The organism is Lentzea sp. NEAU-D7 (genome assembly GCF_026242055.1).
GTDB lineage: Bacteria > Actinomycetota > Actinomycetes > Mycobacteriales > Pseudonocardiaceae > Lentzea.
In genome coordinates this window covers 92094-114472 of record NZ_JAPJDL010000014.1, presented here as the reverse complement: position 1 = coordinate 114472, position 22379 = coordinate 92094, and the positions used below count along the sequence as shown (strand labels likewise).

The 22379-nt window shown below is 70.1% G+C and carries 29 protein-coding genes; 13 read left to right on the top strand and 16 right to left on the bottom strand.

What is annotated here, in order from left to right:
- Window positions 1-56: 56 nt before the first annotated feature.
- Window positions 57-872 carry a 3-methyladenine DNA glycosylase gene (locus ORI60_RS26605; RefSeq protein WP_266040847.1) on the bottom strand — a complete coding sequence of 272 codons (816 nt, stop codon included), beginning with the start codon at window positions 870-872 and terminating at the stop codon, window positions 57-59.
- 76 nt (window positions 873-948) lie between these two features.
- On the opposite strand from ORI60_RS26605, the gene ORI60_RS26600 reads away from it, so the two are divergent.
- Complete coding sequence (locus ORI60_RS26600; protein WP_266040726.1) at window positions 949-1407, top strand: DUF1801 domain-containing protein; 459 nt, start codon at window positions 949-951, stop codon at window positions 1405-1407.
- 78 nt (window positions 1408-1485) lie between these two features.
- On the opposite strand, the gene ORI60_RS26595 is transcribed toward ORI60_RS26600, so the two are convergent.
- Together ORI60_RS26595 and ORI60_RS26590 are read right to left on the bottom strand one after the other, a co-directional pair.
- Complete coding sequence (locus ORI60_RS26595) at window positions 1486-1731, bottom strand: hypothetical protein (protein WP_084401880.1); 246 nt, start codon at window positions 1729-1731, stop codon at window positions 1486-1488.
- A gap of 10 nt (window positions 1732-1741) precedes the next feature.
- Window positions 1742-2170 carry a winged helix-turn-helix transcriptional regulator gene (locus ORI60_RS26590; protein WP_266040722.1) on the bottom strand — a complete coding sequence of 143 codons (429 nt, stop codon included), beginning with the start codon at window positions 2168-2170 and terminating at the stop codon, window positions 1742-1744.
- Window positions 2171-2252: 82 nt separating this feature from the next.
- Between ORI60_RS26590 and ORI60_RS26585 the strand changes: the two genes are divergently transcribed.
- The gene (locus ORI60_RS26585) at window positions 2253-2909 is read left to right on the top strand and encodes an SDR family oxidoreductase (RefSeq protein ID WP_266040720.1); all 657 of its coding nucleotides are present in this window, start codon (window positions 2253-2255) and stop codon (window positions 2907-2909) included.
- A 96-nt stretch (window positions 2910-3005) separates the two neighbouring features.
- On the opposite strand, the gene ORI60_RS26580 is transcribed toward ORI60_RS26585, so the two are convergent.
- From ORI60_RS26580 to ORI60_RS26570, 3 genes are all read right to left on the bottom strand, one after another.
- Complete coding sequence (locus tag ORI60_RS26580) at window positions 3006-3509, bottom strand: GNAT family N-acetyltransferase (RefSeq protein WP_266040718.1); 504 nt, start codon at window positions 3507-3509, stop codon at window positions 3006-3008.
- Window positions 3487-4083: a dihydrofolate reductase family protein gene (locus ORI60_RS26575; RefSeq protein WP_266040717.1), complete on the bottom strand. Its 597-nt coding sequence runs from the start codon at window positions 4081-4083 to the stop codon at window positions 3487-3489. The genes ORI60_RS26580 and ORI60_RS26575 overlap by 23 nt, the downstream gene beginning before the upstream one ends.
- A gap of 91 nt (window positions 4084-4174) precedes the next feature.
- Window positions 4175-4867 carry a DUF2848 domain-containing protein gene (locus ORI60_RS26570; protein WP_266040715.1) on the bottom strand — a complete coding sequence of 231 codons (693 nt, stop codon included), beginning with the start codon at window positions 4865-4867 and terminating at the stop codon, window positions 4175-4177.
- Window positions 4868-4913: 46 nt separating this feature from the next.
- Here ORI60_RS26570 and ORI60_RS26565 point away from each other — a divergent pair, with 46 nt between their 5' ends.
- A complete protein-coding gene (locus ORI60_RS26565; protein ID WP_266040713.1) occupies window positions 4914-6275 on the top strand; it encodes an MFS transporter in 1362 nt (453 codons plus the stop codon).
- Here ORI60_RS26565 and ORI60_RS26560 read toward each other — a convergent pair.
- Complete coding sequence (locus tag ORI60_RS26560) at window positions 6236-6853, bottom strand: GntR family transcriptional regulator (protein ID WP_266040711.1); 618 nt, start codon at window positions 6851-6853, stop codon at window positions 6236-6238. The two genes, ORI60_RS26565 and ORI60_RS26560, sit on opposite strands and share 40 nt — an antisense overlap.
- A gap of 55 nt (window positions 6854-6908) precedes the next feature.
- Between ORI60_RS26560 and ORI60_RS26555 the strand changes: the two genes are divergently transcribed.
- The 4 genes from ORI60_RS26555 to ORI60_RS26540 are packed head-to-tail and all read left to right on the top strand — an operon-like array spanning window position 6909 to window position 8792.
- Entirely contained in the window at window positions 6909-7685 is a 777-nt protein-coding gene (locus tag ORI60_RS26555; protein WP_266040709.1) for a carbon-nitrogen hydrolase family protein, read from the top strand.
- Window positions 7685-8011 carry a cupin domain-containing protein gene (locus ORI60_RS26550; protein WP_266040708.1) on the top strand — a complete coding sequence of 109 codons (327 nt, stop codon included), beginning with the start codon at window positions 7685-7687 and terminating at the stop codon, window positions 8009-8011. The genes ORI60_RS26555 and ORI60_RS26550 overlap by 1 nt, the downstream gene beginning before the upstream one ends.
- Before the next feature lie 23 nt (window positions 8012-8034).
- Window positions 8035-8352, top strand: a complete 318-nt coding sequence (locus ORI60_RS26545) for an ArsR/SmtB family transcription factor (protein WP_266040707.1) — start codon at window positions 8035-8037, stop codon at window positions 8350-8352.
- Window positions 8349-8792, top strand: a complete 444-nt coding sequence (locus ORI60_RS26540) for an SRPBCC family protein (RefSeq protein WP_266040705.1) — start codon at window positions 8349-8351, stop codon at window positions 8790-8792. Before ORI60_RS26545 ends, ORI60_RS26540 begins: the two co-directional genes overlap by 4 nt.
- Here ORI60_RS26540 and ORI60_RS26535 read toward each other — a convergent pair.
- The 3 genes from ORI60_RS26535 to ORI60_RS26525 form a co-directional block, all read right to left on the bottom strand.
- Window positions 8789-9814: a hemolysin family protein gene (locus ORI60_RS26535; RefSeq protein WP_266040704.1), complete on the bottom strand. Its 1026-nt coding sequence runs from the start codon at window positions 9812-9814 to the stop codon at window positions 8789-8791. The two genes, ORI60_RS26540 and ORI60_RS26535, sit on opposite strands and share 4 nt — an antisense overlap.
- Entirely contained in the window at window positions 9811-11121 is a 1311-nt protein-coding gene (locus ORI60_RS26530; RefSeq protein ID WP_266040703.1) for a hemolysin family protein, read from the bottom strand. Before ORI60_RS26530 ends, ORI60_RS26535 begins: the two co-directional genes overlap by 4 nt.
- Before the next feature lie 114 nt (window positions 11122-11235).
- On the bottom strand, window positions 11236-12252 hold the full coding sequence (locus tag ORI60_RS26525) for a LacI family DNA-binding transcriptional regulator (RefSeq protein ID WP_266040701.1): 1017 nt from the start codon (window positions 12250-12252) through the stop codon (window positions 11236-11238).
- Window positions 12253-12374: 122 nt separating this feature from the next.
- On the opposite strand from ORI60_RS26525, the gene ORI60_RS26520 reads away from it, so the two are divergent.
- The 3 genes from ORI60_RS26520 to ORI60_RS26510 are packed head-to-tail and all read left to right on the top strand — an operon-like array spanning window position 12375 to window position 15332.
- Window positions 12375-13517, top strand: coding sequence for a Gfo/Idh/MocA family protein (locus tag ORI60_RS26520; protein ID WP_266040699.1), 1143 nt, complete (start codon window positions 12375-12377; stop codon window positions 13515-13517).
- Complete coding sequence (locus ORI60_RS26515; RefSeq protein WP_266040698.1) at window positions 13510-14544, top strand: dihydrodipicolinate synthase family protein; 1035 nt, start codon at window positions 13510-13512, stop codon at window positions 14542-14544. The genes ORI60_RS26520 and ORI60_RS26515 overlap by 8 nt, the downstream gene beginning before the upstream one ends.
- Complete coding sequence (locus ORI60_RS26510) at window positions 14526-15332, top strand: sugar phosphate isomerase/epimerase family protein (protein WP_266040697.1); 807 nt, start codon at window positions 14526-14528, stop codon at window positions 15330-15332. The genes ORI60_RS26515 and ORI60_RS26510 overlap by 19 nt, the downstream gene beginning before the upstream one ends.
- A gap of 116 nt (window positions 15333-15448) precedes the next feature.
- Here the strand turns inward: ORI60_RS26510 and ORI60_RS26505 are convergent, their stop codons facing one another.
- Window positions 15449-16483 carry a serine hydrolase gene (locus ORI60_RS26505; protein ID WP_266040696.1) on the bottom strand — a complete coding sequence of 345 codons (1035 nt, stop codon included), beginning with the start codon at window positions 16481-16483 and terminating at the stop codon, window positions 15449-15451.
- A gap of 53 nt (window positions 16484-16536) precedes the next feature.
- Between ORI60_RS26505 and ORI60_RS26500 the strand changes: the two genes are divergently transcribed.
- Together ORI60_RS26500 and ORI60_RS26495 are read left to right on the top strand one after the other, a co-directional pair.
- Window positions 16537-17217, top strand: coding sequence for an SDR family oxidoreductase (locus tag ORI60_RS26500; protein WP_416234493.1), 681 nt, complete (start codon window positions 16537-16539; stop codon window positions 17215-17217).
- 10 nt (window positions 17218-17227) lie between these two features.
- A complete protein-coding gene (locus ORI60_RS26495; RefSeq protein WP_266040694.1) occupies window positions 17228-17845 on the top strand; it encodes an alpha/beta hydrolase family protein in 618 nt (205 codons plus the stop codon).
- Here ORI60_RS26495 and ORI60_RS26490 read toward each other — a convergent pair.
- Window positions 17832-18257, bottom strand: coding sequence for a MarR family winged helix-turn-helix transcriptional regulator (locus ORI60_RS26490; RefSeq protein WP_266040693.1), 426 nt, complete (start codon window positions 18255-18257; stop codon window positions 17832-17834). The two genes, ORI60_RS26495 and ORI60_RS26490, sit on opposite strands and share 14 nt — an antisense overlap.
- 82 nt (window positions 18258-18339) lie before the next feature.
- Between ORI60_RS26490 and ORI60_RS26485 the strand changes: the two genes are divergently transcribed.
- The gene (locus ORI60_RS26485) at window positions 18340-19215 is read left to right on the top strand and encodes a hypothetical protein (protein ID WP_266040692.1); all 876 of its coding nucleotides are present in this window, start codon (window positions 18340-18342) and stop codon (window positions 19213-19215) included.
- On the opposite strand, the gene ORI60_RS26480 is transcribed toward ORI60_RS26485, so the two are convergent.
- Genes ORI60_RS26480 through ORI60_RS26465 form a run of 4 tightly spaced genes read right to left on the bottom strand, consistent with a single transcriptional unit; the run spans window position 19212 to window position 22327 of the window.
- Entirely contained in the window at window positions 19212-19583 is a 372-nt protein-coding gene (locus tag ORI60_RS26480) for a S1 RNA-binding domain-containing protein (protein ID WP_266040690.1), read from the bottom strand. The genes ORI60_RS26485 and ORI60_RS26480 overlap by 4 nt on opposite strands.
- An 8-nt stretch (window positions 19584-19591) precedes the next feature.
- Window positions 19592-20395 carry an alpha/beta fold hydrolase gene (locus ORI60_RS26475; RefSeq protein ID WP_266040689.1) on the bottom strand — a complete coding sequence of 268 codons (804 nt, stop codon included), beginning with the start codon at window positions 20393-20395 and terminating at the stop codon, window positions 19592-19594.
- A gap of 19 nt (window positions 20396-20414) precedes the next feature.
- Entirely contained in the window at window positions 20415-20846 is a 432-nt protein-coding gene (locus ORI60_RS26470; RefSeq protein WP_266040687.1) for a cupin domain-containing protein, read from the bottom strand.
- A complete protein-coding gene (locus ORI60_RS26465) occupies window positions 20843-22327 on the bottom strand; it encodes a GGDEF domain-containing protein (RefSeq protein ID WP_266040686.1) in 1485 nt (494 codons plus the stop codon). The genes ORI60_RS26470 and ORI60_RS26465 overlap by 4 nt, the downstream gene beginning before the upstream one ends.
- Window positions 22328-22379: the final 52 nt, after the last annotated feature.

Genomic DNA, 22379 nt, shown 5'->3' with positions numbered 1-22379 from the left:
TCACAACTACTCAGCGGCCCCCGACGACCGCCAATCACGCTAACAGGTGAACTTCGTCAGCGAAGTGAAGTCACTCCACGTATCGACTGGCAAACGGAGATGAGCCGTTCTCGCAACGGTCGTGCCCGCTCAGCGAACTCGGCCTGCCGCCGCACGTACTCCGCGCGCCCCTCCGGCGTCTCGATCCGCACCGGGGAGTACCCGAGCCCGGCCAGGTCGTACGGGGAGGCCTGCATGTCGAGTTCGCGCACGTCAGCGGCCAGTTCGAAGCAGTCGGCGACGAGGTCGGACGGCGTCGCCGGCTCCAGTTTGTAAGCCCACTTGAACAGGTCCATGTTCGCGTGCAGACATCCGGGCTGCTCGTTCAGCAACTGCTCGTCGCGGGTGGGCTGCAGAGCGTTGCGCGGCCGGGCCGGGCGTGTGAAGAACCGGAACGCGTCGAAGTGCCCGCACTGGATCCGGCTCGCCTCGACCACCTGGTCGGTGCCGTCGCTGCCCAGCCTGAGCGGCCACGCGTTGTGCCGGACCTCCTCAGGCTGCTGCCGGTAGACCATCGCCCACTCGTGCAGCCCGAAGCAGCCGAGGCGGGCGGGCCTGCTCAGCGTCGCCGTGAGCAGGTCCTGCACGAACTCCAGCGTCTTCGCCCGCTGCCCGACGAAGCTCTCGACGTCGAGCGCGACGCCCTCGGGCGTCGCCTTGTAGTGCGGGAACTCCAGGTACTCCGCCGCGTCCTCCAGGACGACGCCGGGCCCCGGATGCCAGCGTTCGAGCCGCACGGGCCGATGGCTGTAGTAGGTGAAGAGGAAGTCCATGACCGGGTGCTTCTCTTTGCGGAGCTTCCGCTCCTGATGCGGCCCCGTGAACCGGCGCATGCGCGCGACGTGCGAGTCGCGCAATTGGTGCCATTCGGCTCGGGTCAGGACTTCCACGACCGATTACCGTACGCGAATGGTGAAGAGCCAGGCCTCCACGGTCGCCCAGTACCTCGCCGAACTGCCTGATGAGCAGCGTGCCGAGCTGGAGGTGGTGCGGGACGTCGTCCTCGCCAACCTGCCCGACGGCTACGTCGAGATGATGGACTGGGGCCTGATCGTCTACGCGGTGCCGCTGGAGGTGAGCGGCCCGACGTACAACAAGAAGCCGCTTCTCTACGTCGCCCTCGGCGCCCAGAAGCGCTACTTCTCCGTCTACCTGACCACGGTGATGGAGGAGTTCGAGGAGTCGTTCCGCGCCCGGTGGGCGGCGACCGGCAAGAAGCTCGACATGGGCAAGGCCTGCGTGCGCTTCAAGCGGGCCTCCGACCTGGCCCTGGACGTCATCGGCGCCGAGGTGGCGCGCCTGCCGGTGACCGAGTTCGTCGACTGGCACGCCGAGAACAGGGCTAGAGCGGCGGCACGAGCCCGGTAGTCCCGTCGGGCGGCAGCAGCGGCCGAGGGCCGGGTCTCTCGCCCGCGCCTGCCACCGGACGAACCTCCGGGACGCGGCCTAGAGCGGAGGCACGAGCCCGGTGAACGTCCGCGCGCCGTTGCAGTGCGGGCACTCCCGCCCGTTGTCGACGGTCCGCGGCGCGCCGCCGATGATCGCGAGCGTCGGCGCGGCGATGTAGCTCGCGCCCCCGCACAGGTGGCAGACGGTGCGCGGCTCGGGTGTGACGGCGAAGAGGTCGTCCGGGTCTTCCTCGTCCTCGAAGTCGTCGTCCTCGGCGAACTCGTCCTCGTCGTCCTCGCTCATGCCGCCCAACTTAGTGGGTCGGCTCCGCCGCACGGGTCAGTGACTCGGATGTGGCTTCCTCGCCGCATTCCGCGCACACCACTCGTGGCTCCAGCACGGCGCCGCACGAGTGTTCCCACACGAGGGGGAGCGGCCCCTCCGTCACGTACGCGTCGCCCCACTCCTTGAGCATGAGCATCACGTTGTGCAGCGCGCGCCCCGAGTCCGTGAGCACGTATTCGTGCCGTGGCGGGTGTTCGGAGTACTGGTGCTTCTCCAGCACCCCGGCGGCGACCAGCTTCTTCAGCCGCACGGTCAGCACATCGCGTGAGGCACCGGTGTTCGCGGCGATCTGGTCGAAGCGGGTGACGCCGAGGAAGACCTCGCGCAGCGCCAGCAGCGACCAGCGCTCGCCCACGACTCCCAGTGCGTTCGCGATGGAGCAGCTTCGAGGTGCCATGTGGCCATCCTATCAGTGGGTTGGAAAATCCAACTTACGCCGCTAGTGTGAGTTGGGAAAGCCAACTTAGGAGGTAGGGGTCATGGACTTCAACGGTGTGGCAGTGCTGGTGACCGGGGCCAACCGCGGGCTCGGCCGGGCGTTCGCGCAGGAGTTCGCGAAGCGCGGGGCGAAGGTCTACGCCGGTGCGCGCAATCCGGCGTCCGTCGTGGACGAGGGTGTCGTCCCGATCCGGCTGGACGTCACGGACGACGCGTCCGTCGCGGCCGCGGCGAAGGAGCTCGGCGACGTCTCCATCGTCGTCAACAACGCCGGCGTGCTCGTCGGGGGCGAGGACGTGGACAGCATCAGGGCGGAGTTCGAGGTCAACTTCTACGGTCTCGTCCGCACGACGGACGCGTTCGCGCCCGTCCTGAAGGCCAACGGCGGAGGCACCCTCGTCAACGTCCTGAGCATCCTGTCGTGGGTCGGCCGTCCGGCCTGGCGCGGCTACGCGGCGTCGAAGGCGGCGGGCTGGTCGCTCACGAAGTCGACGAGGGAGGACCTGCGGGAGCAGGGAACCAACGTCATCGGGGTGCACGTGGGCTTCATCGACACCGACATGACCGACGGCATCGACGCGCCCAAGATCGCGCCGCGGGACGTCGTCTCCCAGGTGCTGCGGGCGATCGAGAACGGTGACGAGGAAGTGCTCGCCGACGAGGGCGCCCGCGCGGTGAAGGCCTCGCTGGCCGCCTGAGGCTGACCGAGCTCCCGCGCCTCCCGCCGAACGAGCGGCGCCGCCTCCGGGGCTCTCGCCCGCGCCTGCCACCGGACGAACTTCCGGGGACAAGGCCTAGCGGCGCAGCTCCCACACGACGTCCACCCCGACGCGGTTGCCGATCGCGGGCTCGCGCGGCGGTGTGCGGCGGTCTATCTCGGTGAACCCGAGCCGCCGCGGCACACCGCTGCTCGCGACGTTGGCCTCGTCGTGCCAGATCTGGACCCTGCGCACGCCCTCCAGCGCGAACGCGAACTCCACCAGCTCCGCCGTCGCCGCCGTGGCGTGGCCTCGCCCGGTGTGCGCGGGGTGCAGCCAGTAGCCGATCTCCACGAGATCGTCCCGGCCGTCGCGGCTCGCCGTCACGAGGCCGACGATCGCGTCGTCGACGGTGATGACGTGCGGGAACAGCGTCCCGCGCTCCCAGCCGCTCTCGGCGTCGGCGAGGAACTCCGCGAGCGTCGACGCGTCGTAGCCGCCGGCCGCCCACGGCATCCACACCTCCAGGTGTGCGAGCGACTCCGTGATGGCCTGGAACAGCTCCTTCGAGTCCGCGTCAGTCAGTCTCCGGAGCTTCATACCTGACTTTGTAGCGCAGGTGCGTGACCGAAGCGCTCTCAATTACGGAGACGGGGCCCTCCAGCTGGTACCCCTTGCCGGGCGCGAAGAACGGCGTGCCTCCGCCGAGGATCACCGGCACCAGGTCGAGGAAGATCTCGTCCACCAGGCCCGCGTCGATGGCCTGCCGCGCGATCTCGCCCGAGTTCAGGCCGACGCCCTTGTCTCCGGCGTGCTTCCGGGCCACCGCGACGGCTTCCTCGATGCCGCCGCTGACGAACGTGAAGTGTTCGTTGTCCTCCAACGGCCGATGGGTGAGCACGACGGTGTGAACGCCCATCGGGTGCTGGCCGCCCCAGCCGTTGGTGAAGTCGTAGAGCTTGCGCCCCACCACCAACGCGCCGGTCGCCTGGATCAGCCCGCCGAAGTACGCGGCGCTGGCCGGCGTGAGGTGGACGGTCATGGCGCCGGTCGGGACCGTGAACGCCACGTCGCCCGCCTCGTACCAGGCGAACAGCCTGTCGAAGCCGGAGAAGTCCGGGCCTGAGACGTAGCCGTCGATCGAGGTGCTGGCGCCCGTGTAGACGTTGCTCATCTTCTGTGCCTCCCTGTCGTGGTCCTTCACAGGGACGTCGAACGCGGCCGTCCCCGGATCGACACGGGTCCGGGAGGGGCATACCGAGGGCTCAGCCGATGGGGTCGGGCAGCCGCGTGACCTCGTACTCGCAGTCGAGGACGTCGCCGGTCGCCGGGTCGCGCAGCTCGACGCGCCACTTCGAGGCGAACTGGTCCACGCCGTGGTGCATCGGGATCGTGCCGGACAGCAGCACGGTGCCGGGCTCGAGCTGACCCAGTTCGCGCAGCCGCTCCACCCAGTACTGCGGGGTCAGCAGCTCGGCCAGGGTGCCGCGCTGGATCTCCACGCCGTCCGCCCAGGCGGTGAGCTCGATCGAGTCGATCCGGTCCGCGACCTCGGACAGCCGCCACGCCTTCCGGCCCAGCACGTCCGGTCCGGCGTTCTTGCTCCACGCGACGCCGTGCACCTCCAGCGCGCGGTCCGTGTGGTCGCAGGCGACGGTCAGCAGGACGTCGTCCGCGGTCACGACGAGCGCCCACTCGGCCTCGCCGGACGTCTTGCCGTGTTGCGCGGGAACGGACGACGTCTGCTGCGCGAGGTACGGCGAGACGGGGTAGAGGCTCGGCGTCACGGACGGCGCAGGCACCCCCAGTTCGGCCAGTTCGCGCACGTGAGCGGCCACGTCCTCCTGGCTGCGACCGGCGTAGCCGCCGTTCAGCAAGGTCGTCACGGCGACCTCGGCGACGGTGCCGTCAGGAAGGTCGAACTGCAGTGCGGTGGCCTGTGTACGGACGGTAGACATGCGGTACTCCTTGCGCATACGAGTTGTATACAGGCAGTATTACGCCATGCCGCCAGTGACATCAAATGAAGGTTCAGCACCGCGAGCCACCGCACCGGACGTACCGCGTTCGGCGTTGGTGCGCGCCTTCGTGGCTTCGCTCTCCGGTACCGCCCTGGAGTGGTACGACTTCGCGATCTACAACGTCGCCGCGGCCGTCGTCCTCGGCCCGTTGTTCTTCCCGAGCTCCGAACCGCTCACCGCGACGCTGCTCGCGTTCTCGACGTACGCCGTCGGCTACCTGTCCCGGCCGCTCGGCGGGTTCCTGTTCGGCCGGCTCGGCGACAAGATCGGCCGCAAACGCGTGCTCGTCACGACGTTGCTGATCACCGGTATCGCGACGCTGCTCATCGGCCTGTTGCCGACGCACGCCGCGATCGGCCCCGCGGCCGGTGTGCTGCTCGTGCTGCTGCGGTTCGCGCAGGGCGTCGGTCTCGGCGGCGAGTGGGGTGGCGCGGTGCTGCTGTCCAGCGAGTACGGCGATCCGAGGCAGCGCGGCTTCTGGGCGTCGGCCGCGCAGATCGGCCCGCCCGCCGGCAACCTGATGGCCAACGGCGTGCTCGCGCTCCTCGGCGTCGCGCTGTCCGACGCCGCGTTCATGTCGTGGGGCTGGCGCGTGGCGTTCCTGCTGTCCGCGGTGCTGGTGATCTTCGGCCTCTGGATCCGCGTGAAGCTGGAGGAGACCCCGGTCTTCAAGGCGATCGAGGCGCGCGGCGACCGCCCGGCCGCGCCGATCAGCGAGGTGTTCCGCACGCAGACGCGGCCGCTGGTCGCGGCCGTGCTGTGCCGCGTCGGCCCGGACGTGCTGTACGCGCTGCACACCGTCTTCGTGCTGACCTACCTCACGACCCAGCTGAAGCTGCCGCGCAACGTCGGCCTCGTCGCGGTGCTGATCGCCTCGGGCTTCCAGCTGTTCCTGATGCCGCTCGCCGGCTGGCTGTCGGACAAGGTCAACCGGCGCGGCCTCTACGCGGTGGCCGCGGTCTGCGGCGCGGTGTGGCCGTTCGTGCTGTTCCCGCTGATCGACACCCGGTCGTGGCCGCTGATCGTGCTCGGTGTCGTGGTGGGCCTGGGCTTCCACGCGTTCATGTACGGGCCGCAGGCCGCGTTCATCGCCGAGCAGTTCACCGAACGCCTGCGCTACACCGGAAGCTCGCTCGCCTACACGCTGGCCGGTGTGATCGGCGGCGCCGTCGCCCCCTTGCTCTTCACCGCGTTGCTGGCCGGGTTCGGCACGTGGGTGGTGGTCGGCCTCTACGTCAGCGTGGCGTGCGTGGTGACGCTGGCAGGGCTCTGGCTGGGCCGTGATCCCCGCCCGGAGGAGGAGGTTCAGCCGTTGAGCAGCACCTTCAGCGTGGTGTCCAAGTGAGCGGTGATCGCCGCGGTGGCCGCGCCGACGTCTCCGGACTCGAGCGCGGCCACGATCTCGTCGTGCTCGTCGATCACGGCCTGCTGCCTGCCGTGCGCCCGGTACAACGCGACCACACCCGCGCGAACCTGCCGTGCACGCAGCCCCTCGTAGGTCTTCGTCAACAGCTCGTTGCCCGTCGCCGCCACCAACAGCGCGTGGAACTGCCTGTCGACGTCGATGAACTGCCGCGCGTCCTCGACCAGGAAACGCTGCTGCTCGATGAGCTCCTGCATCTGCCGCAGCGGAACGGTGCCCTCGCCCATCGTGCGCTCGGCGGCGTACCGCTCGATGACGCCGCGCAGCTCCATCAACTCGCTGATCTGCCGCGAGGACAACGGCGCGACGTACGCACCCTTCTTCGGCACGAGCTGCACGAGGTCTTCGGCCGCGAGCAGCAGCAGGGCCTCGCGGATCGGCGTGCGGGAGACGCCGATCTGGTTGGCGACGTCCTGCTCGCTGATGAACCGCCCCTGCATCTCGGGGTCGGCGAGGATCGTGTCCTTCAGGAACTCGTAGGCCTTGTCCCTGCCGGACAAGCCATCACTATCTCTGGCCGCGGCCTGCATACAACATGTATACCAGAGGAGGATCATGCGTTTCGCGCTCTGCCAGATCAGCTCCACCGCTGATGTGCGGCAGAACCTTGCCACCGTGCGCACCGAAGTAGCCGGCGCTGCCGCGAAAGGCGCAAGGGTCGTGCACTTCCCGGAAGCCACCCAGTGCCGCTTCGGCGTGCCGCTGAAGCCGGTCGCCGAACCCCTGGACGGCCCGTGGGCGACGGCGGTCCGCGAGATCGCCGACGAGCACGACGTGGTGGTGGTCGCCGGCATGTTCACGCCGGGCGAGGGGGACAGGGTCGCCAACACGACGCTCGTCACCGGTGCGGGCCTGCACCTCGGCTACGACAAGATGCACCTGTTCGACGCCTTCGGCTTCCGCGAGTCCGACACCGTCACCCCCGGCGAGAAGCCCGTGACGTTCGAGGTGGACGGCACCACGATCGGCCTGGCCACCTGCTACGACGTGCGGTTCCCCGAACTCTTCCGCGCGCTGGCCGGCACCGCGCCCGTCATCCTGCTCGGCGCTTCCTGGGGAGCGGGCCCCGGCAAGGCGGAGCAGTGGGACCTCCTGGTCCGCGCCCGTGCCCTGGACGCGACCTCCTGGGTCCTCGCCTGCGGCCAGGCCGACCCGGACGCCGACCACGGCGCGGCCCCGACGGGGATCGGCCGCAGCGCGGTGGCCGACCCGCTGGGCGTCGTGCGCGAGCGGCTCGGCGGCGCGCCGGGCACCATCGTGTCCGATGTGGACGTTCGCCTCGTCGACGAGGTCCGCGCGAAGCTGCCCGTGCTGGCGAACCGGAGGCTGTGATGCGCGAGGAGCACGAGTTCTTCCCGACCGGTGGGCTCGACTGGCGGCCGGCCGATCCGGGCGTCACCGAACGGGTCCTGAGCCGCGACCCGGACACGTCGACCCTGACGAGGATCGCGCGCTGGGAACCGGGCCTCGAGACGTCGGGCGTGATCCGCCACGACTACCACGAGGAGGTCTACCTGCTGGAGGGCGAGCTCACCGACCTGACGCTGGGCAGGACGTTCCACGCGGGCGACTTCGCGAGCCGCCGTCCGGGCATGCCGCACGGTCCCTACCGGACGGACGTGGGCTGCGTGCTGCTGGAGATCCGCACCGCGCCTTGACAGGTCGAGTAATACTTAAGAACATGCTTAACCATCAGCTCGACCGGCTGTTCCACGCGCTGGCGGACCCCACCCGCCGCGCGGTGGTCGAGCGGCTGTGCCGGGGCCCGGCGACGGTCAGCGAGCTCAAGGAGCCGTTCGCCATGTCGCTCCCGGCGGTGGTGCAGCACCTGAAGGTCCTCGAAGAGGCGGGCCTGGTCACGACCAGCAAGCAGGGCCGCACGAGGACGTGTCAGATCGCGCCGCAGGCCCTGCGCGCGGCCGAGGGATGGCTGACGACCCAACGCACCGGCTGGGAGCGCAGGCTCGACCGGCTCGGGACATTCCTGGAGGAGACATGAGCGTCAAGCACGCCTCGTTCACCATCGAACGCACCTACGCGGCGCCGATCGGCAAGGTCTGGCAGGCGTGGGCCGACCAGGCGAGCAAGTCCAGGTGGTTCGTCTCGCCCGACGACTGGGAGTCGACGGGACACACCCTGGACTTCCGGGAGGGCGGCACGGAACACGTCGCCGGCACCGCCCCGGACGGCACCGTGCACGCCTACAGCGCGCGCTACGAGGACATCCGGCACCACGAACGCATCGTGTCCACGTACTCAATGCACCAGGACGAAAAGCGCGCCAGCGTCAGCCTCGCGACCATGGAGTTCGAGCAGAGCGATGGCAAGACCACGCTGACGGTCACCGAGCACGGCGCCTTCTTCGACGGCCTCGATCGGCCCGAGTGGCGCGAGCAGGGCACCAACGCCCTGCTCGACGCCCTCGGCAGGAGTCTCTAGACCCAGCGCACGTGCGTGCCGTCGCGCACCGTGCCCACGTACTCCTCCAGCAGGTCCTCCATCGCCACGACACCGAGCACCGTGCCGTCCGCGCTCACCGCGCGCGCGAGGTGCGACTGGGCGCGGCGCAACGCGGCCAGAGCCTCGTCCAGCCGGGCCTCGGCGGGCACCTCGGGCAACCCGCGCACCCGGTCACGCGGCACCGAAGTCTCCGCGCCCTCCAGGTCCAGCACGTCCTTGACGTGCAGGTACCCGACCAGCCCGGTCTCGGCGAGCACGGGGAACCGCGAGAACCCGGTCTCCGCGACGGCGGCCTCGATCTCGCCCACGGTCGGCGACGCGGACACCGTCGTGAGCCGGTCCAGCGGAACCAGCACGTCGGCCACGGTGCGGGCGGCGGACGACAGCGTCTGCGCCAGCCGCCGGTGCTCCGAGTCCTCCAGCAGGCCCTCGGAACGGGACTGGCCGATCAGCAACGCCAGCTCGTCCGGCGTGTAGGCCGACTCCAGCTCGTCGACCGGCTCCACGCCGAACCGGCGCAGCACCCACCGGCCCACGGCCGTGAACAGGGCCAACGCCGGCGCGATCATCCGCGAGAACCCGTAGTGCACCGGAACCAGCCACACCGCGGCCCGCTCGGGACCGGCGATCGCGAGGTTCTTCGGCACCATCTCGCCGAGGATCGTGTGCAGCGCGACGACGATGACCAACGCCACCGCGAACGCCACACCGTGCACCACGGCCAGCGGCAGCCCGACGGCCCGGAGGGGCCCCTCAAGAACGGAAGCCAGCGCGGGCTCGGCGATCGCACCGAGCCCGAGGGAGCACAGTGTGATGCCCAGCTGCGCGCCCGCGATCAGCAACGGCAGCTGCTGTGACGCCTTGATCGCGGTGCGGGCGCGGGAGGACCCCTTGTCCGCCAACGCCTCCAGCCGGTCCCGGCGCGCGGTGATCACCGCGAACTCGGCACCGACGAAGAACGCGTTGCCCGCGAGCAGCAGAGCGATGATGAGGAAGTTCACGAGGACGACACCACCCGGAGCTCGGCCACGCGGTGCTTGTCCATCCGCATGACGGTCACCCTCCAGCCGCCGACGCGAATCTCGTCGCCGACGTCCGGGATCCGGCCGAGCCGCGCCAGCACCAGGCCGGCCAGCGTCTCGTAGTCGCCCTCGGGCATCTGGAACCCGGTCGCGTCCGCCACCTCGTCGTCGCGCAGCAGCCCGGACACGATCCAGCTGTTCGAACCGAGCGACCGCACCGGCGCCGCCTCGCCGCGGTCGTGTTCGTCGCGCACGTCGCCGACGATCTCCTCGACCACGTCCTCCAGCGTCACCATGCCGGCCGTGCCGCCGTACTCGTCGACGACCAGCGCCGTCTGCAGCCCGGACGCCCGCAGCCGGTCCAGCAGGGCGTCGCCCTCCAGCGTCTCCGGCACCGAGTACACGGGCCGGGTCACCGCCGACAGCGGCGTGGACGTGCGCAGCGCGGCGGGCACCGCGAAGGCCTGCTTCACGTGCACGATCCCGCTCACCTCGTCCAGCGAGCCGTTGTGCACGGGGAACCGCGAGAAGCCCGTCTCCCGCGCCTTCACCACGAGGTCCGCGACCGTCGCGTCGGCCCGCAACGCCTCGACCTGCACGCGCGGCGTCATCAGCTCGCCGGCCGTCCGGTCACCGAAGCGCAACGACCGGTCCAGCAGCACCGCGGTGCCCTGGTCCAGCGTGCCGTGCTCGGCCGACGTGCGGACGAGCGCGCCCAGCTCCTCGGGCGACCGCGCGGACGCCAGCTCCTCCACCGGCTCGACGCCCAGACGCCGCACCAGCCAGTTCGCCGAGTTGTTCATCCAGTGGATCAACCAGCGGAAGACCGTGGAGAACCCCGCCTGGATGCCGACCACGCCGCGCGCGGTCTCCAGCGGCTTCGCGATCGCCAGGTTCTTGGGCACGAGCTCGCCGAACACCATCGACAACGACGTGGCGATCGCCAGCGCCAGAGCCAGCGACAGACCGTCCGCCAGCGCCCCGGACGCGCCGAGCGCCGTGAGTCCGGGCTCGATCAGGTTCGCGATCGCGGGCTCCGCGATGTAACCGGTGATCAGCGTCGTCAGCGTGATGGCGAGCTGTGCGCCGGAGAGCTGGAACGAGAGAGTGCGATGCGCACGATCGATGGTGTGCGCCTTGGCGTCGCCCACCTCGGCCACGTGACGTTCGACGGTGCTTCGTTCCAGCGCGGTCAGCGAGAACTCCGCCGCGACCGCGATGAAGGTGCCCGCGGTCAGTGCCACGACGGCGACCAGACCGAGCACGCTCAGAAGGATTCCGGTCACCTACGTGCTCCTGAACAGCGGGAACAAGGGACCGGGTTGGTATGCCAGCCGGGGCCAGACCCCATGGGGACGGCTCAACTCCTCATGACTAAGTACGTGAACAGCCAGACGAGTCTAATTGTGAGCAGTCGACGCCCGGAGCACCACCTCACCCGCCACCCGGACGGTGCGTGCCTCGTCACCCCCGGCGTCCAGCACGAGACCTGCGGCGATCTCGCCCATCTCCTCCAGCGGCAGTCGCACGGTGGACAGTGCCGGAACCGTGTCGCGCAGCGTCGGGATGTCGTCGAACCCGGCGATCGAGATGTCCTCCGGAATGCGCACGCCACGCTCGCGCAGCGCGGCCATCGCGCCCATCGCCATCACGTCCGTCACGGCGAACACGCAGGTGGCGCGCGACTTCGACGCCAGCAGCTCCATCGCGGCGGCGTACCCGCCGTCACGGGTGAAGGCGCCGTTGACCACCACGGGCGGCGCGATGCCCGCGTCGGCGAGCCCCGCCTTGAACCCCGCGAGCCGGTCGCGGGCCACGACGAGCTCGGAAGGACCACCCAGCACGGCGAACTTCTTGTGCCCGAGCCCGGCCAGCGCACGGGCCAGGGCGCGACCGCCTGCGCGGTTGCCGGGAACGACCGTGTCGGTGCCGAGCTTCGCCTGCGACACGCACGCGACGCGCCCGCCCTGCTCGGTGAACGCGTCGATCTCGGCTGCCAGCCGCGACTGCGCCGCACGGTCCGTGGTGCGGGAACCGGCCAGCACCACCGCACGGGCGCGATGCGCGCGCAACGTGGACAGCAGCTCCGCCTCGCGTTCGGGACGGCGCCCGGTCGTGCCGAGCACGACGACGAGCCCTGCCTCCTCGGCCACCCGCGTCACCCCCGCCGCGATGCACGAGAAGTACGGGTCGGTGATGTCGTGGACCACCAGCCCGACCAGCGAGCTGGAGTTGCGGGCCAGCGCCTGCGCGGACGCGTTCGGCACGTAGCCGAGCTCCTCCGCGGTGCGCAGGACGCGCTCGCTCAGGTCCTCGCTCACCTGCCGCGTGCTGCCGTTGAGCACGCGAGAAGCGGTCGCCAACGACACACCCGCCTGCTTCGCCACCTCGGCGAGCGTCACCTGTCGGGCGGACACGACCACCTCCGTCAACCTGCATGTGAGCGCTGAGACTAACTCGCGAGGAGGTTGACGTCCGTGAAGCGCCGCGATTAGCGTGGCGGGAAAGCGCTTTCCAGCGCTGCTACCAGGGAGGTGCGATGGCGGAACGGACCATTGGCGTGGCGGTCAACGGCGTCACCGGGCGGATGGGGTACCGCCAGCACCTGGTCCGCTCGCTGCTGCCGTTGCGCGACGAGGGCGTGCGGTTGCGGGACGGGACCGTGCTGAAGGTGGAACCGGTCCTCGTGGGCCGCAACGGCGACAAGCTCAAGGAGATCGCCGAGCGCCACGACCTCGCGCACTGGACGACGGACCTCGACGGTGCGCTGGCCGACCCGTCGGTCGAGATCTACTTCGACTCTCAGGTCACGTCGAGGCACGTCGAGTCGATCACCAAGGCGATCGAGGCGGGCAAGCACGTCTACACCGAGAAGCCGGTCAGCGAGACCGTCGAGGAGGCGCTCGCGCTCGGGCGGCTGGCCGACGCCAGGGGCGTGCGGCACGGCGTGGTGGCCGACAAGCTGTACCTGCCGGGCATCCGCAAGCTCAAGCGGCTGATCGACGGTGGTTTCTTCGGCCGCATCCTCAGCGTGCGCGGCGAGTTCGGCTACTGGGTCTTCGAGGGCGACTGGCAGTCCGCGCAACGCCCGAGCTGGAACTACCGGGCGGAGGACGGCGGCGGCATCGTCGCGGACATGTTCTGCCACTGGAGCTACCTGCTGCACAACCTGTTCGGCCGGGTCGAGGCCGTCACCGCGAAGGCCGTGACGCACATTCCGACCCGGTGGGACGAGCAGGACAACGCCTACGAGGCGACCGCGGACGACGCCGCGTACGGGATCTTCGAGATCGCGAACGGCGTCATCGCCCAGATCAACTCGTCCTGGTGCGTGCGGGTGCGCCGCGACGAGCTCGTCGAGTTCCAAGTGGACGGCACCGAGGGGAGTGCGGTCGCGGGGCTGCGCGAGTGCTTCGTGCAGCCCCGCGCCGTCACGCCGAAACCCGTGTGGAACCCGGACCTCCCGGTCGCGCACCCGTTCCGCGAGCAGTGGCAGCAGGTGCCGGACAACGAGGAGTTCGACAACGGCTTCAAGGTGCAGTGGGCGGAGTTCCTGCGCCACGTCTACGAGGGCGCGCCGTTCCCGCACGACTTCCGCGCCGGCGCCCGCGGTGTCGCGTTGGCCGCGGCCGGTCTGCGGTCCTCTTCGGAGGGTCGCCGGGTGGAGATCGCCGATGTCTAGCCGGAGCGGGGTCGACCGCGTCGCGTTCGCCGCGGCGCACGTCGTGGCCGAGGACGAGCGCACGGTCGACTGGGACGCGACCCTCGCGTTCCGGCATCACCTCTGGTCGCACGGCCTGGGCGTCGCGGAGGCCATGGACACCGCGCAACGCGGCATGGGGCTGGACTGGCCGACGGCCGCCGAGCTCATCCGCCGCAGTGCCGCCGAGAAGACGGGTCGGATCTGCGCGGGTGTCGCGACCGACCAGCTGACCGGTGAGGCAGGCCTCGACGACGTGCTGAACGCCTACCTGGAACAGCTCGACGTCGTCCAGGAGGCCGGCGCCCAGCCCGTCCTGATGTGCTCACGCCGGCTCGCGGCGGCGGCGCGGGGGCCCGAGGACTACGAGAAGGTCTACGGCACGTTGCTCGACCGCGTCAGCGAACCGGTGATCCTGCACTGGCTCGGCACCGCGTTCGACCCGCAGCTGGAGGGCTACTGGGGTTCGGCCGACGTCCCGCAGGCCACCCGGAACTTCCTGGAGATCATCCGCTCGCGGCCGGACAAGGTCGACGGCGTGAAGGTCTCGCTGCTCGACGCCGGGCACGAGATCGGGCTGCGGCGCGCGCTGCCGGACGGCGTCCGCTGCTACACCGGCGACGACTTCCACTACCCGGACCTGATCGCGGGCGACGAGCAGGGCCACAGCGACGCGTTGCTCGGCATCTTCGACCCGATCGCCCCGGTGGCGGCGAAGGCGCTCGCGAAGCTGGCGGAGGGGGATACCGAAGAGTTCCACCGGATCATGGCGCCGACCGTTCCGTTGTCCCGCCATCTGTTCAGCGCACCGACGTACTACTACAAAACGGGCGTGGTGTTCCTGGCGTGGCTCGCCGGGCACCAGGAGCGGTTCCAGCTCATCGGCGGTCTGGAAAACGCGCGCAGCGTGGAACACCTGGCCGAGGCGAAACGGCTCGCGGAGATCGCCGGCGTGGTCGACCCGGAGTTCGCGGAACGGCGGTGGAGCCGATGGCTCGCCTCTCGCTGAACCAGGCCACGATCAAACGCGCCACGGTCGCCGAAGCCGTCGACGGCTGTGCGCGGCACGGGATCGAGTCGATCGGGCTGTGGCGCGAACCGGTCGCCGACCACGGCCTGGAACGCACCGCCAAGATCGTCCGGGACGCGGGGCTGCGCGTGTCGTCGTTGTGCCGCGGCGGGTTCCTCACGGCCGTGGACAACCGGAGCGCACTCGACGACAACCGCCGCGCCATCGACGAGGCGGCGGCGTTGCGGACCGGCACGCTGGTCATGGTCGTCGGGGGAGTGGCGGGCGACAAGGACCTCGTCGGCGCACGTCAGCGCGTCGCCGACGCCATCGCGGAGCTGTCGGTGCACGCGGAGCAGGCGGGCGTGGTGCTGGCGCTGGAACCGATGCACCCGGTGTTCTGCGCGGACCGCGGCGTGCTCTCGACGTTGGCCCAGGCGCTGGACATCGCCGAACGGCACGAGTCGGTCGGCGTCGTCGTGGACGCGCTGCACGTGTGGTGGGACCCGGCCGTGGACGAGCAGATCGCCCGGGCGGGACGGCTGATCGCGTCGTACCAGGTGTGCGACTGGCTCACCCCCGTGCCCGCGGACGTCCTGCTCGGGCGCGGTTATCCCGGTGACGGGGACATCGACCTGGCCCGGCTGACCCGGCAGGTCGCGGCGACCGGGTACTCCGGTGACGTCGAGGTCGAGATCTTCAACGCGGCCGTCTGGGCGGCGGACTTCGACGAGGTGATCGAGGAGGTGACACGCAGGTACCACGACGTTGTGGAACCGGCGCTCTAACTGCAACGCGCGGGGAAGCCGGTCGTCGACGGCGGCGACGACCGACCCCGGCGAAGCTGTCTGTATATCCGAAAACGGGTGCTCTTTGGTCGATGTTTCAGATAATTCTCAGGAAATCAGCCGCCGTTGAAGAACCGGTAGACCTTCGCGCGGTGCTTCGGGCGCGTGGTCGTGATCTTGATGACGGCGTCGAACATGCTGCGCCCGAGCTCCGCGCGGGCCGCGACGGCCGGGTGCGTGGTGCTGAAGTCCTCGTCGTTCACGGCCTTGTCGCCGGAGAACTCGCCGGACGCGAACATCGAGTAGATCAGGATCGCCCGGTTGTCCGCGCTGAACATGATTCCGGCCTCGTTGCGGCCGTCCTCGAACCACCCGGCCTTCGTGGCCACCCGCAGGCGCTCGTTCGTCGTGAGGTTGAGCCGCACGCCGTCGGTGAAGCTGGCCGTGGCGCGCAGGATGTTCAGCAGGTACGCGGTGGACGCTGCAGAGAGCAGCTGACCGTCGACGAGCTTCTGCAGCAACGTGTGCGTCTCGCGCGCCGTCGTGGTGCCGAGGAAGAACCGGTTCGGGTTCGCGACCGGGACGACCTGGGTGTGCACGAAGCCCTTGGACCGCAGGATCTCGTTGAGCTCCAGCGCCGGCACGACCAGGCCGCACAGGCGGACCGCGGTGTTGTCCGACACGGTCAGCAGGTTCGCGAGCGCGTGGCCGACCGTGACCTGGCTCGGGTACGCGCCGTCGAGCGCGAAGATCCCGTCGGTGTCCTGGATGACGATCGCGGCCGACACCGTGACCGTCTGGTCGAGCGTGATCAGCCCGCGGTCCACCTTGTCCAGCACGGCGACGGCGACGGCGATCTTGTTGACGCTGTAGGCCTCGACGACCACGTCGGCGTTCTCGTCGACGGCGGCCTTCGTCGTGCCGTCGAGGTCGGCGACCGTGATCAGCGACGACCACGTGCCCCGCGCCTTGCGGGTCTGCCGCCTGTAGATCTGGGCCACGCGCTTGCGCGACCGGTCGGCCGTCGCCGGGGAGCGTTCGATCTCTACCTCCGCGTCTTCCTGCGCTTGTGCTGCACCGTTGGAGCCGAGCACGGCCGTCGCGGCCGCGACGGTTCCCAGCCCGAACACGGACCTGCGGTTCAAAGTCATGGGCGACATCAAAACAGGCGGCACTGACGTTTCCCTGACTAGGGTTCCGGATCATGGAAAACGTCTTCGTGGTGACCGGTGCTTCCCGCGGAATCGGGGCGGCGACCGCCTCCCTGGCCGCCCAGGTGGGCTATCGCGTGGTCCGGGCCTCCCGTTCGGCCGAAGAATCTGTCGGTGATCGCGGCTGGGACGCCCGATGCGACGTTTCTTCCTGGAGTTCCGTGCAGGATCTCATGTCCCGTGTGGAGTCCCGCTGGGGCCGGATCGACGTCGTCTTCGCCAACGCGGGCGTTTCGGTGGACACGTCGTTCGTCTCTTCGGCGGGTGCCGAGCCTTCCGAATGGACGGACATGGTCGTCACGAACGTCTGCGGACCGGCCTTCACGGCCCGTGCCGCGATGCCCGCGCTGGTCCGTTCCGGCGGCCACCTCGTGATGACGGGGTCCGCCGCCGGCCGCGGCGTGCGCCCTGGCAACCTGTACTCGGCGACGAAGTGGGCGATCACCGGGCTGGCGCAGGCGATCCGCGCCGAGGCGGTGGGCACCGGCGTCAGGGTGACGGTGGTGCAGCCGGGGCTCGTCGACACCGACGCCATCCCGGCGTCGCGTGTGGATGACCCGAAGCTGGCGCCGGAAGACGTTGGCAGGGCGGTGCTCTACGCCGTGTCCCAGCCATCCACTGTGGACGTCAACGAGATCCTGCTGCGGCCCACCGGACAGGCCGCGCACCGCTGAGGGGGGAACTGTGGACCGTGTGGTGCTCTTCGCCGTGGGTGGCGGTGGCGACCCGGAGCGGCACCGCCCGCTGCTGGACCACTTCACCGCCCGCGGCCACCGGGTGATCGCGCCGTCGTTCCCGCGCCTGCACCCGCGGCAGGCCACCTGGGACGACTACCTCGCCCGCCCGCTGGGCCTGGTGGAGGCCCTGCGCGACGTGGGTCCGGACGCCGAGGTGGCTGTGATCGGGCACTCGATCGGTGCCTGGGCGGCCCTGTGCCTCGCGGGCGCGACCCCGTGGAGCGAGGAACGCGAGCCCCTCGACGTGCCAAGGGACTCCCGTGTCAGCCGCCTGGTGCTCTACACCCCGCCCGCCGGCTGGTTCGCGGCCCCCGGCGCGCTCGCCGAGGTGAGGACGCCGATGCTCGCCTACGTCGGTGAACTGGACACCTTCGTGCCGGCCGCGGAGGTCGAGGTGCTCAGGACCGCACCGGCCGAAGTGGACCTGCGGGTCGTGCCGAAGGCGGGCCACTTCGGCTTCGTCCACGTGCCGCCACCGGGCATGGACGACGACCCGGAGTTCGACCGCGACGGCTTCCTGGCGCGGATGGTCGACGAGACCTACGAGTTCGTCACTTCTCGCTGAGCACGTCCGAGCACCGCTGCAGGAGCGCGCGCAACTGTGCGCGCTCCTCGTCGGTGAACGCGTCCGCCAGCCTCTGCTCCACCGCCACCGCGGCCTTGTCCGCCTCGCGGAACCTCGCCTGCCCCGCCTCGGTCAGCCGGTTCTCCAGGACGTTGCGCTGCCACTGGTTCGACGTGCGCTCCACGAGACCCAGCGCGACCAGGTTCTGCAGGATCGTCGTCATCGTCTGAGGCGTGGTCAGGCACAACCGCGCGAGCGTCGCCGCGGGCGCGCCGGGGTGCTCGCTCAGGGCCAGCAGCGCCGCGTACTGCGGCACGGTCAGCCCCGCGGGCTTCACGGCCGCCGACTTCGCGGCCACCAGGTCCTGCTCGGCGCGCTTGATGTCCCCGCCGATCCGATCACCGCTGCGCATCCCTCCAGCATAGAAGTGTGATAAGAGTATGGATGCATATCAGAACTCTGATACGCATCAGTGTTCGTACTGGAGGGAAGCAATGCGCGTCCTGCTCGCCGTCACGGCGGTGCTGGTGCTGCTCACCGGCACCGCCCAGGCCACGCCGAGGCACATCGAGGCACGCTCACCGTCGCTGCACCCCGAGGGCGTGGCCTGGGACCCGAGCCGCGGCCAGTTCCTCGTCAGCTCGCTGCGCCACGGCACGGTGTCGCTGGTCGGCACCAACGGCCGGGTCCGCCCGCTCGTCACCGGAACCCGCATGGTGTCCACGTTCGGCCTCCGGGTGGACGGCGACCGGCTGCTGGTCACCTACGGCGACATCGGCTTCGGCGAACGATCGGTACCCGGCCAGTCCGGCCTGGGCATCTTCGACCTGCGCACCGGCCGCGCGCTGAAGTACGCCGACATTCCCAACGGCGCCAACGACGTCGCGGTCGACCCGCACGGCAACGCCTACGTCACCGGCACGCTGGGCGACACGATCTGGAAGGTCGGCCGCGACGGCACCGTCACACCGTTCGCCCGCGACCCCTGGCTGGGCGGGGCGTCGTTCGGCAACAACGGGATCGCCTGGGACCCCAGGGGCTTCCTGGTCACCGGCCACTACACCGACGGCACCCTGTTCAAAGTCACCGCGAACCACGTGGAGGAACTGCCCGCGCTGAAGCTGCCGGGCGCCGACGGCCTCACCCTCACCCCGCAGGGCCTGGTCGTCGTGACGAACGGCCTGGCCGCACCGGGCAGGAACGCCGTGACGCTCCTGGACACCCGCACGTGGCAGGTGAAGTCCCAGCGGGACTGGAAGACCGCCCCGACCACGGCCGCCCGCACACCGCACGGCACCTACGTGCTCAGCGGCCGCGTGGACCTGCTGGTGAAGGGGGAGACGACGGACGAGTTCAGCCTGGACCGCTAACCAGCACCACCCTGCGCCGCTCCCGGTCGATCTCGGCGACGACTGTCCGGCTTCAGCGCCCTCAACGACATCCGGGCCTCCATCTGCCACGTGTCGTACTCGAGGAACGCGCCGCTGACGCGTTGCCCGACGGCCACGACGTCGGACGGATCGCCGACGTGTCGCCAGGACAGGTCCGGGATCGTCACGAACCCGGCACCGGGGTAGCTCGGATGAGCGGGACCGTCGTCGAGCCGCACGAACACCCCGAAGTTCTCGACCGCCGCGACCGTGCCGGACAACACCTCACCGGGACGCAGCCCGGACAGGAACGCGTGGAGTTCCGGATGTTCCCGCACCATCTCCAGCCACCGATCGTGCGGGGACACCCGCTCCATCAAGCGCCGCCCAGGAACTCGACCAGCAGCCGGTTCACCTCGTCCGGCCGCTCCAGGTACCCGACGTGCCCGGCCCCCGCGACCTCGGCGTACCGCGCGCCGGGGATCGCGTCCGCCACCTCCCGCGACAGCCGAGGCGGCAGCACGACGTCGTCGGCGAACCCGATCACCATCGACCGCACGGCGATGTCGCGGTAGGCCTGCAGGCGCGTGTCGTACTCGCCGAGGCCGAGCTGGATCCGTTCGCCCGCGCCGAGCGACGAGCCGGCGAACTCGTACATCTGCAACCAGTCGCGGGCGACCACCGGGTCGGCCAGCGTCGTCTGCGACAGGTTCCTCACCACCGACGCCACCGCGTAGAACTGCAGCGGGATCTCGACGCCCTTGTCGTGCAGGTCGCACAGCGCCTGCGACCACGCCTGCGACACCGGTTCGGGCCGGCCGGAGGTCGCCATCATCACCGCCGACCGCACCAGCGCCGGACGCGTCAGCGCCAGCTCCTGGGTGATGCGGCCGCCCAGCGACGTGCCGATCACGTGCGCCGGGCCGCCCAGGTGCTCGATCACGGCGGCGGTGTCGGCGACCATGTCGTCGAGCGTGAAGCCCTCCGCGCACTCGGACGACGGCCTGATGCCGCGGTTGTCGAAGTACGCGACGCGGTACCCGGCCTTGACCAGCGCGGGCACCTGGTACGTGCGCCAGACCCTGCCGGGACTGCCGGTGCCCATGACGAGCACGACGAGATCGCCGGAACCCTCGGTGTGGACGTTCAGCTCGATGCCGTTGAGCGGGACAAGCGCCATTCCGAGGATCTTAGAGACGCTAGAACCGGCACAGGGGCCGAATGAGATCAGCGTGCGAGGGATGACGCGCGCACAGGTCGTCCGCGTGCCCGAACTCCACGATGTCGTCGGTGTACGGCGGCACCACCACCGTGCCGACCAGCGACCAGTCGCCGGCCGGAGTGCTGCCCTGCCACACGCCCGCGGGCACCACGACCTGCGGGTTCGACGCGCTCAGCACCGGCTCGGCCACCGTGCCGTCCGGGTGCAGCAGCAGCATCCGCAACGGCGACCCGGCGTGGAAGTGGTAGATCTCCAGGTGCTTCAGCACGTGCATGCCGGAGAAGTCCGGGCTGCGCAACAGGTACGCGATCGCGGACACCTCGTCCGACCGGTGCGTCTGCGCGAAGTACCCGCCCTCGACGGGCAGTTCCTGCATGCCGAGGTCGCTGATCAGCTGCTCTGGGGTCACGTCATCTCCGGAAGCGGGGAACCGTGCACGACGACCATGCCCTTGCCGAGCCGCTTCGCCGTGTACATCGCGGCGTCCGCTGCTCCGAGCACGTCGTCGGCGGTGATCATGGGATCGTACGAGAACCGTTGCGCCACACCGATGCTGGCGTGCACCCGGTGCACCCGGCCGTCCACCTCGTGCGGATGCCCCAGCACCGTCAGCAGCCGGTCGCCGAGCTCCTCGGCGTCACCGCCGTCGACCAGCACACCGAACTCGTCACCGCCGAGCCGCGCCACGGTGTCCTCCGGCCGCACGCTGTTCACCAGCCGTGCGGCGACGTTGCGCAGCACCATGTCGCCCTCGGCGTGCCCGTTGTTGTCGTTGACGGCCTTGAACCCGTCCACGTCGATGAACAGCAGGATCAACGGCGTCGAGCGGTCACGGACCGAAAGCGCGCGCTCCAGCCGTTCGCGGAACAGCGACCGGTTCGCGACGCCGGTCAACGGGTCGTGCGTCGCCTCGTGCCGCAGCTCTTCGCGAGAGACGCGGAGCTGGTCCATCAGCCGGACGTTGTCCATCATCGTGAACAGCTGCCGCACGATCACGAGGCAGATGACCAGGAGCCCGACGTAGATCTCGACCGGGTTCAGCCGGCCGCCCGTCGCGGTGTTCCAACTGACGAACAGCCCGGTGATCGCGAGCGGCAGGTACGGCACGAGCAGGTGCAGCAGGTCGGCCATGCGCATGCGGCCGGGCGTCGGGTCGAGGTTGCGGACCGGTGCGAGCGCGCTCAGCAGGAAGAACGCCGGGCACAGCATGAAGCCGATGTCCGCGGCCGCCGGGATCACCGTGTTGCCCTTGGAGATGTGGTACGCGAACACCCAGCCCGACGACGACTGCGCGATGCCGGCCAGTGCCACGAAGAGCATCGGCCACTGACGCACGGCCTGATGCGTCCACGACATCACCACGATCGCCACGAGCAGCACGAGGTACGCGGCGGGATGCGCGACGACCGTGGCGAACCCGGGACCCTCGGTGGCCCACGCGCGGGTCAGCGACTCCAGCGCCGACACCCACGTCAGCACGAACAGCGACCCGATCACGATCAGCCCGTCGAGCACGATCACCGTGCGGCTGCGGTAGTTCGGCAGCAGGTCGTCGGAGCGGCGCTTCTGCGCCTTCGCGATCACCGCGGCCAGGCAGAGCACCGGCACCATCGTGAAGCCGATCGGCGCGATCGTGGACGACGGCAGCTGCACGCCCATGATCTGCTGGCCCCAGATCCACGCGGACAACCCGACGCTCAGGCTGATCATCGCCGCCGTCATCCACCGGTCCCGCGCCCGCGCGTAGACGACGACCGCCGCGACGGCGAAGACGAGCTGCACGACCTTGTCGATGGCGATACCGATATCGCGCGGCGCGGCCAGGGCGGCGAGGATGGCGACCGTCATGACGACGCCGACGCACCCCGCAACGGCCCAGAACCTCTTCACCCGTCACTCCCGTGATCGAAACCCGACCACCGTAGTAACGGCGCGGTGGACT

Excerpts from the sequence above, each read along its gene's own strand:
- ORI60_RS26505 (WP_266040696.1), bottom strand. The coding sequence starts at position 16,483 with ATGACTTTGAACCGCAGGTCCGTGTTCGGGCTGGGAACCGTCGCGGCC.
- ORI60_RS26520 (WP_266040699.1), top strand. The coding sequence starts at position 12,375 with ATGGCGGAACGGACCATTGGCGTGGCGGTCAACGGCGTCACCGGGCGG.
- ORI60_RS26500 (WP_416234493.1), top strand. The coding sequence starts at position 16,537 with ATGGAAAACGTCTTCGTGGTGACCGGTGCTTCCCGCGGAATCGGGGCG.
- ORI60_RS26545 (WP_266040707.1), top strand. The coding sequence starts at position 8,035 with ATGCTTAACCATCAGCTCGACCGGCTGTTCCACGCGCTGGCGGACCCC.
- ORI60_RS26605 (WP_266040847.1), bottom strand. The coding sequence starts at position 872 with ATGCGCCGGTTCACGGGGCCGCATCAGGAGCGGAAGCTCCGCAAAGAG.
- ORI60_RS26595 (WP_084401880.1), bottom strand. The coding sequence starts at position 1,731 with ATGAGCGAGGACGACGAGGACGAGTTCGCCGAGGACGACGACTTCGAG.
- ORI60_RS26540 (WP_266040705.1), top strand. The coding sequence starts at position 8,349 with ATGAGCGTCAAGCACGCCTCGTTCACCATCGAACGCACCTACGCGGCG.
- ORI60_RS26485 (WP_266040692.1), top strand. The coding sequence starts at position 18,340 with ATGCGCGTCCTGCTCGCCGTCACGGCGGTGCTGGTGCTGCTCACCGGC.
- ORI60_RS26490 (WP_266040693.1), bottom strand. The coding sequence starts at position 18,257 with ATGCGCAGCGGTGATCGGATCGGCGGGGACATCAAGCGCGCCGAGCAG.
- ORI60_RS26550 (WP_266040708.1), top strand. The coding sequence starts at position 7,685 with ATGCGCGAGGAGCACGAGTTCTTCCCGACCGGTGGGCTCGACTGGCGG.
- ORI60_RS26475 (WP_266040689.1), bottom strand. The coding sequence starts at position 20,395 with ATGGCGCTTGTCCCGCTCAACGGCATCGAGCTGAACGTCCACACCGAG.
- ORI60_RS26565 (WP_266040713.1), top strand. The coding sequence starts at position 4,914 with ATGCCGCCAGTGACATCAAATGAAGGTTCAGCACCGCGAGCCACCGCA.
- ORI60_RS26515 (WP_266040698.1), top strand. The coding sequence starts at position 13,510 with ATGTCTAGCCGGAGCGGGGTCGACCGCGTCGCGTTCGCCGCGGCGCAC.
- ORI60_RS26570 (WP_266040715.1), bottom strand. The coding sequence starts at position 4,867 with ATGTCTACCGTCCGTACACAGGCCACCGCACTGCAGTTCGACCTTCCT.
- ORI60_RS26590 (WP_266040722.1), bottom strand. The coding sequence starts at position 2,170 with ATGGCACCTCGAAGCTGCTCCATCGCGAACGCACTGGGAGTCGTGGGC.
- ORI60_RS26555 (WP_266040709.1), top strand. The coding sequence starts at position 6,909 with ATGCGTTTCGCGCTCTGCCAGATCAGCTCCACCGCTGATGTGCGGCAG.
- ORI60_RS26580 (WP_266040718.1), bottom strand. The coding sequence starts at position 3,509 with ATGAAGCTCCGGAGACTGACTGACGCGGACTCGAAGGAGCTGTTCCAG.
- ORI60_RS26510 (WP_266040697.1), top strand. The coding sequence starts at position 14,526 with ATGGCTCGCCTCTCGCTGAACCAGGCCACGATCAAACGCGCCACGGTC.
- ORI60_RS26575 (WP_266040717.1), bottom strand. The coding sequence starts at position 4,083 with ATGAGCAACGTCTACACGGGCGCCAGCACCTCGATCGACGGCTACGTC.
- ORI60_RS26600 (WP_266040726.1), top strand. The coding sequence starts at position 949 with ATGGTGAAGAGCCAGGCCTCCACGGTCGCCCAGTACCTCGCCGAACTG.
- ORI60_RS26585 (WP_266040720.1), top strand. The coding sequence starts at position 2,253 with ATGGACTTCAACGGTGTGGCAGTGCTGGTGACCGGGGCCAACCGCGGG.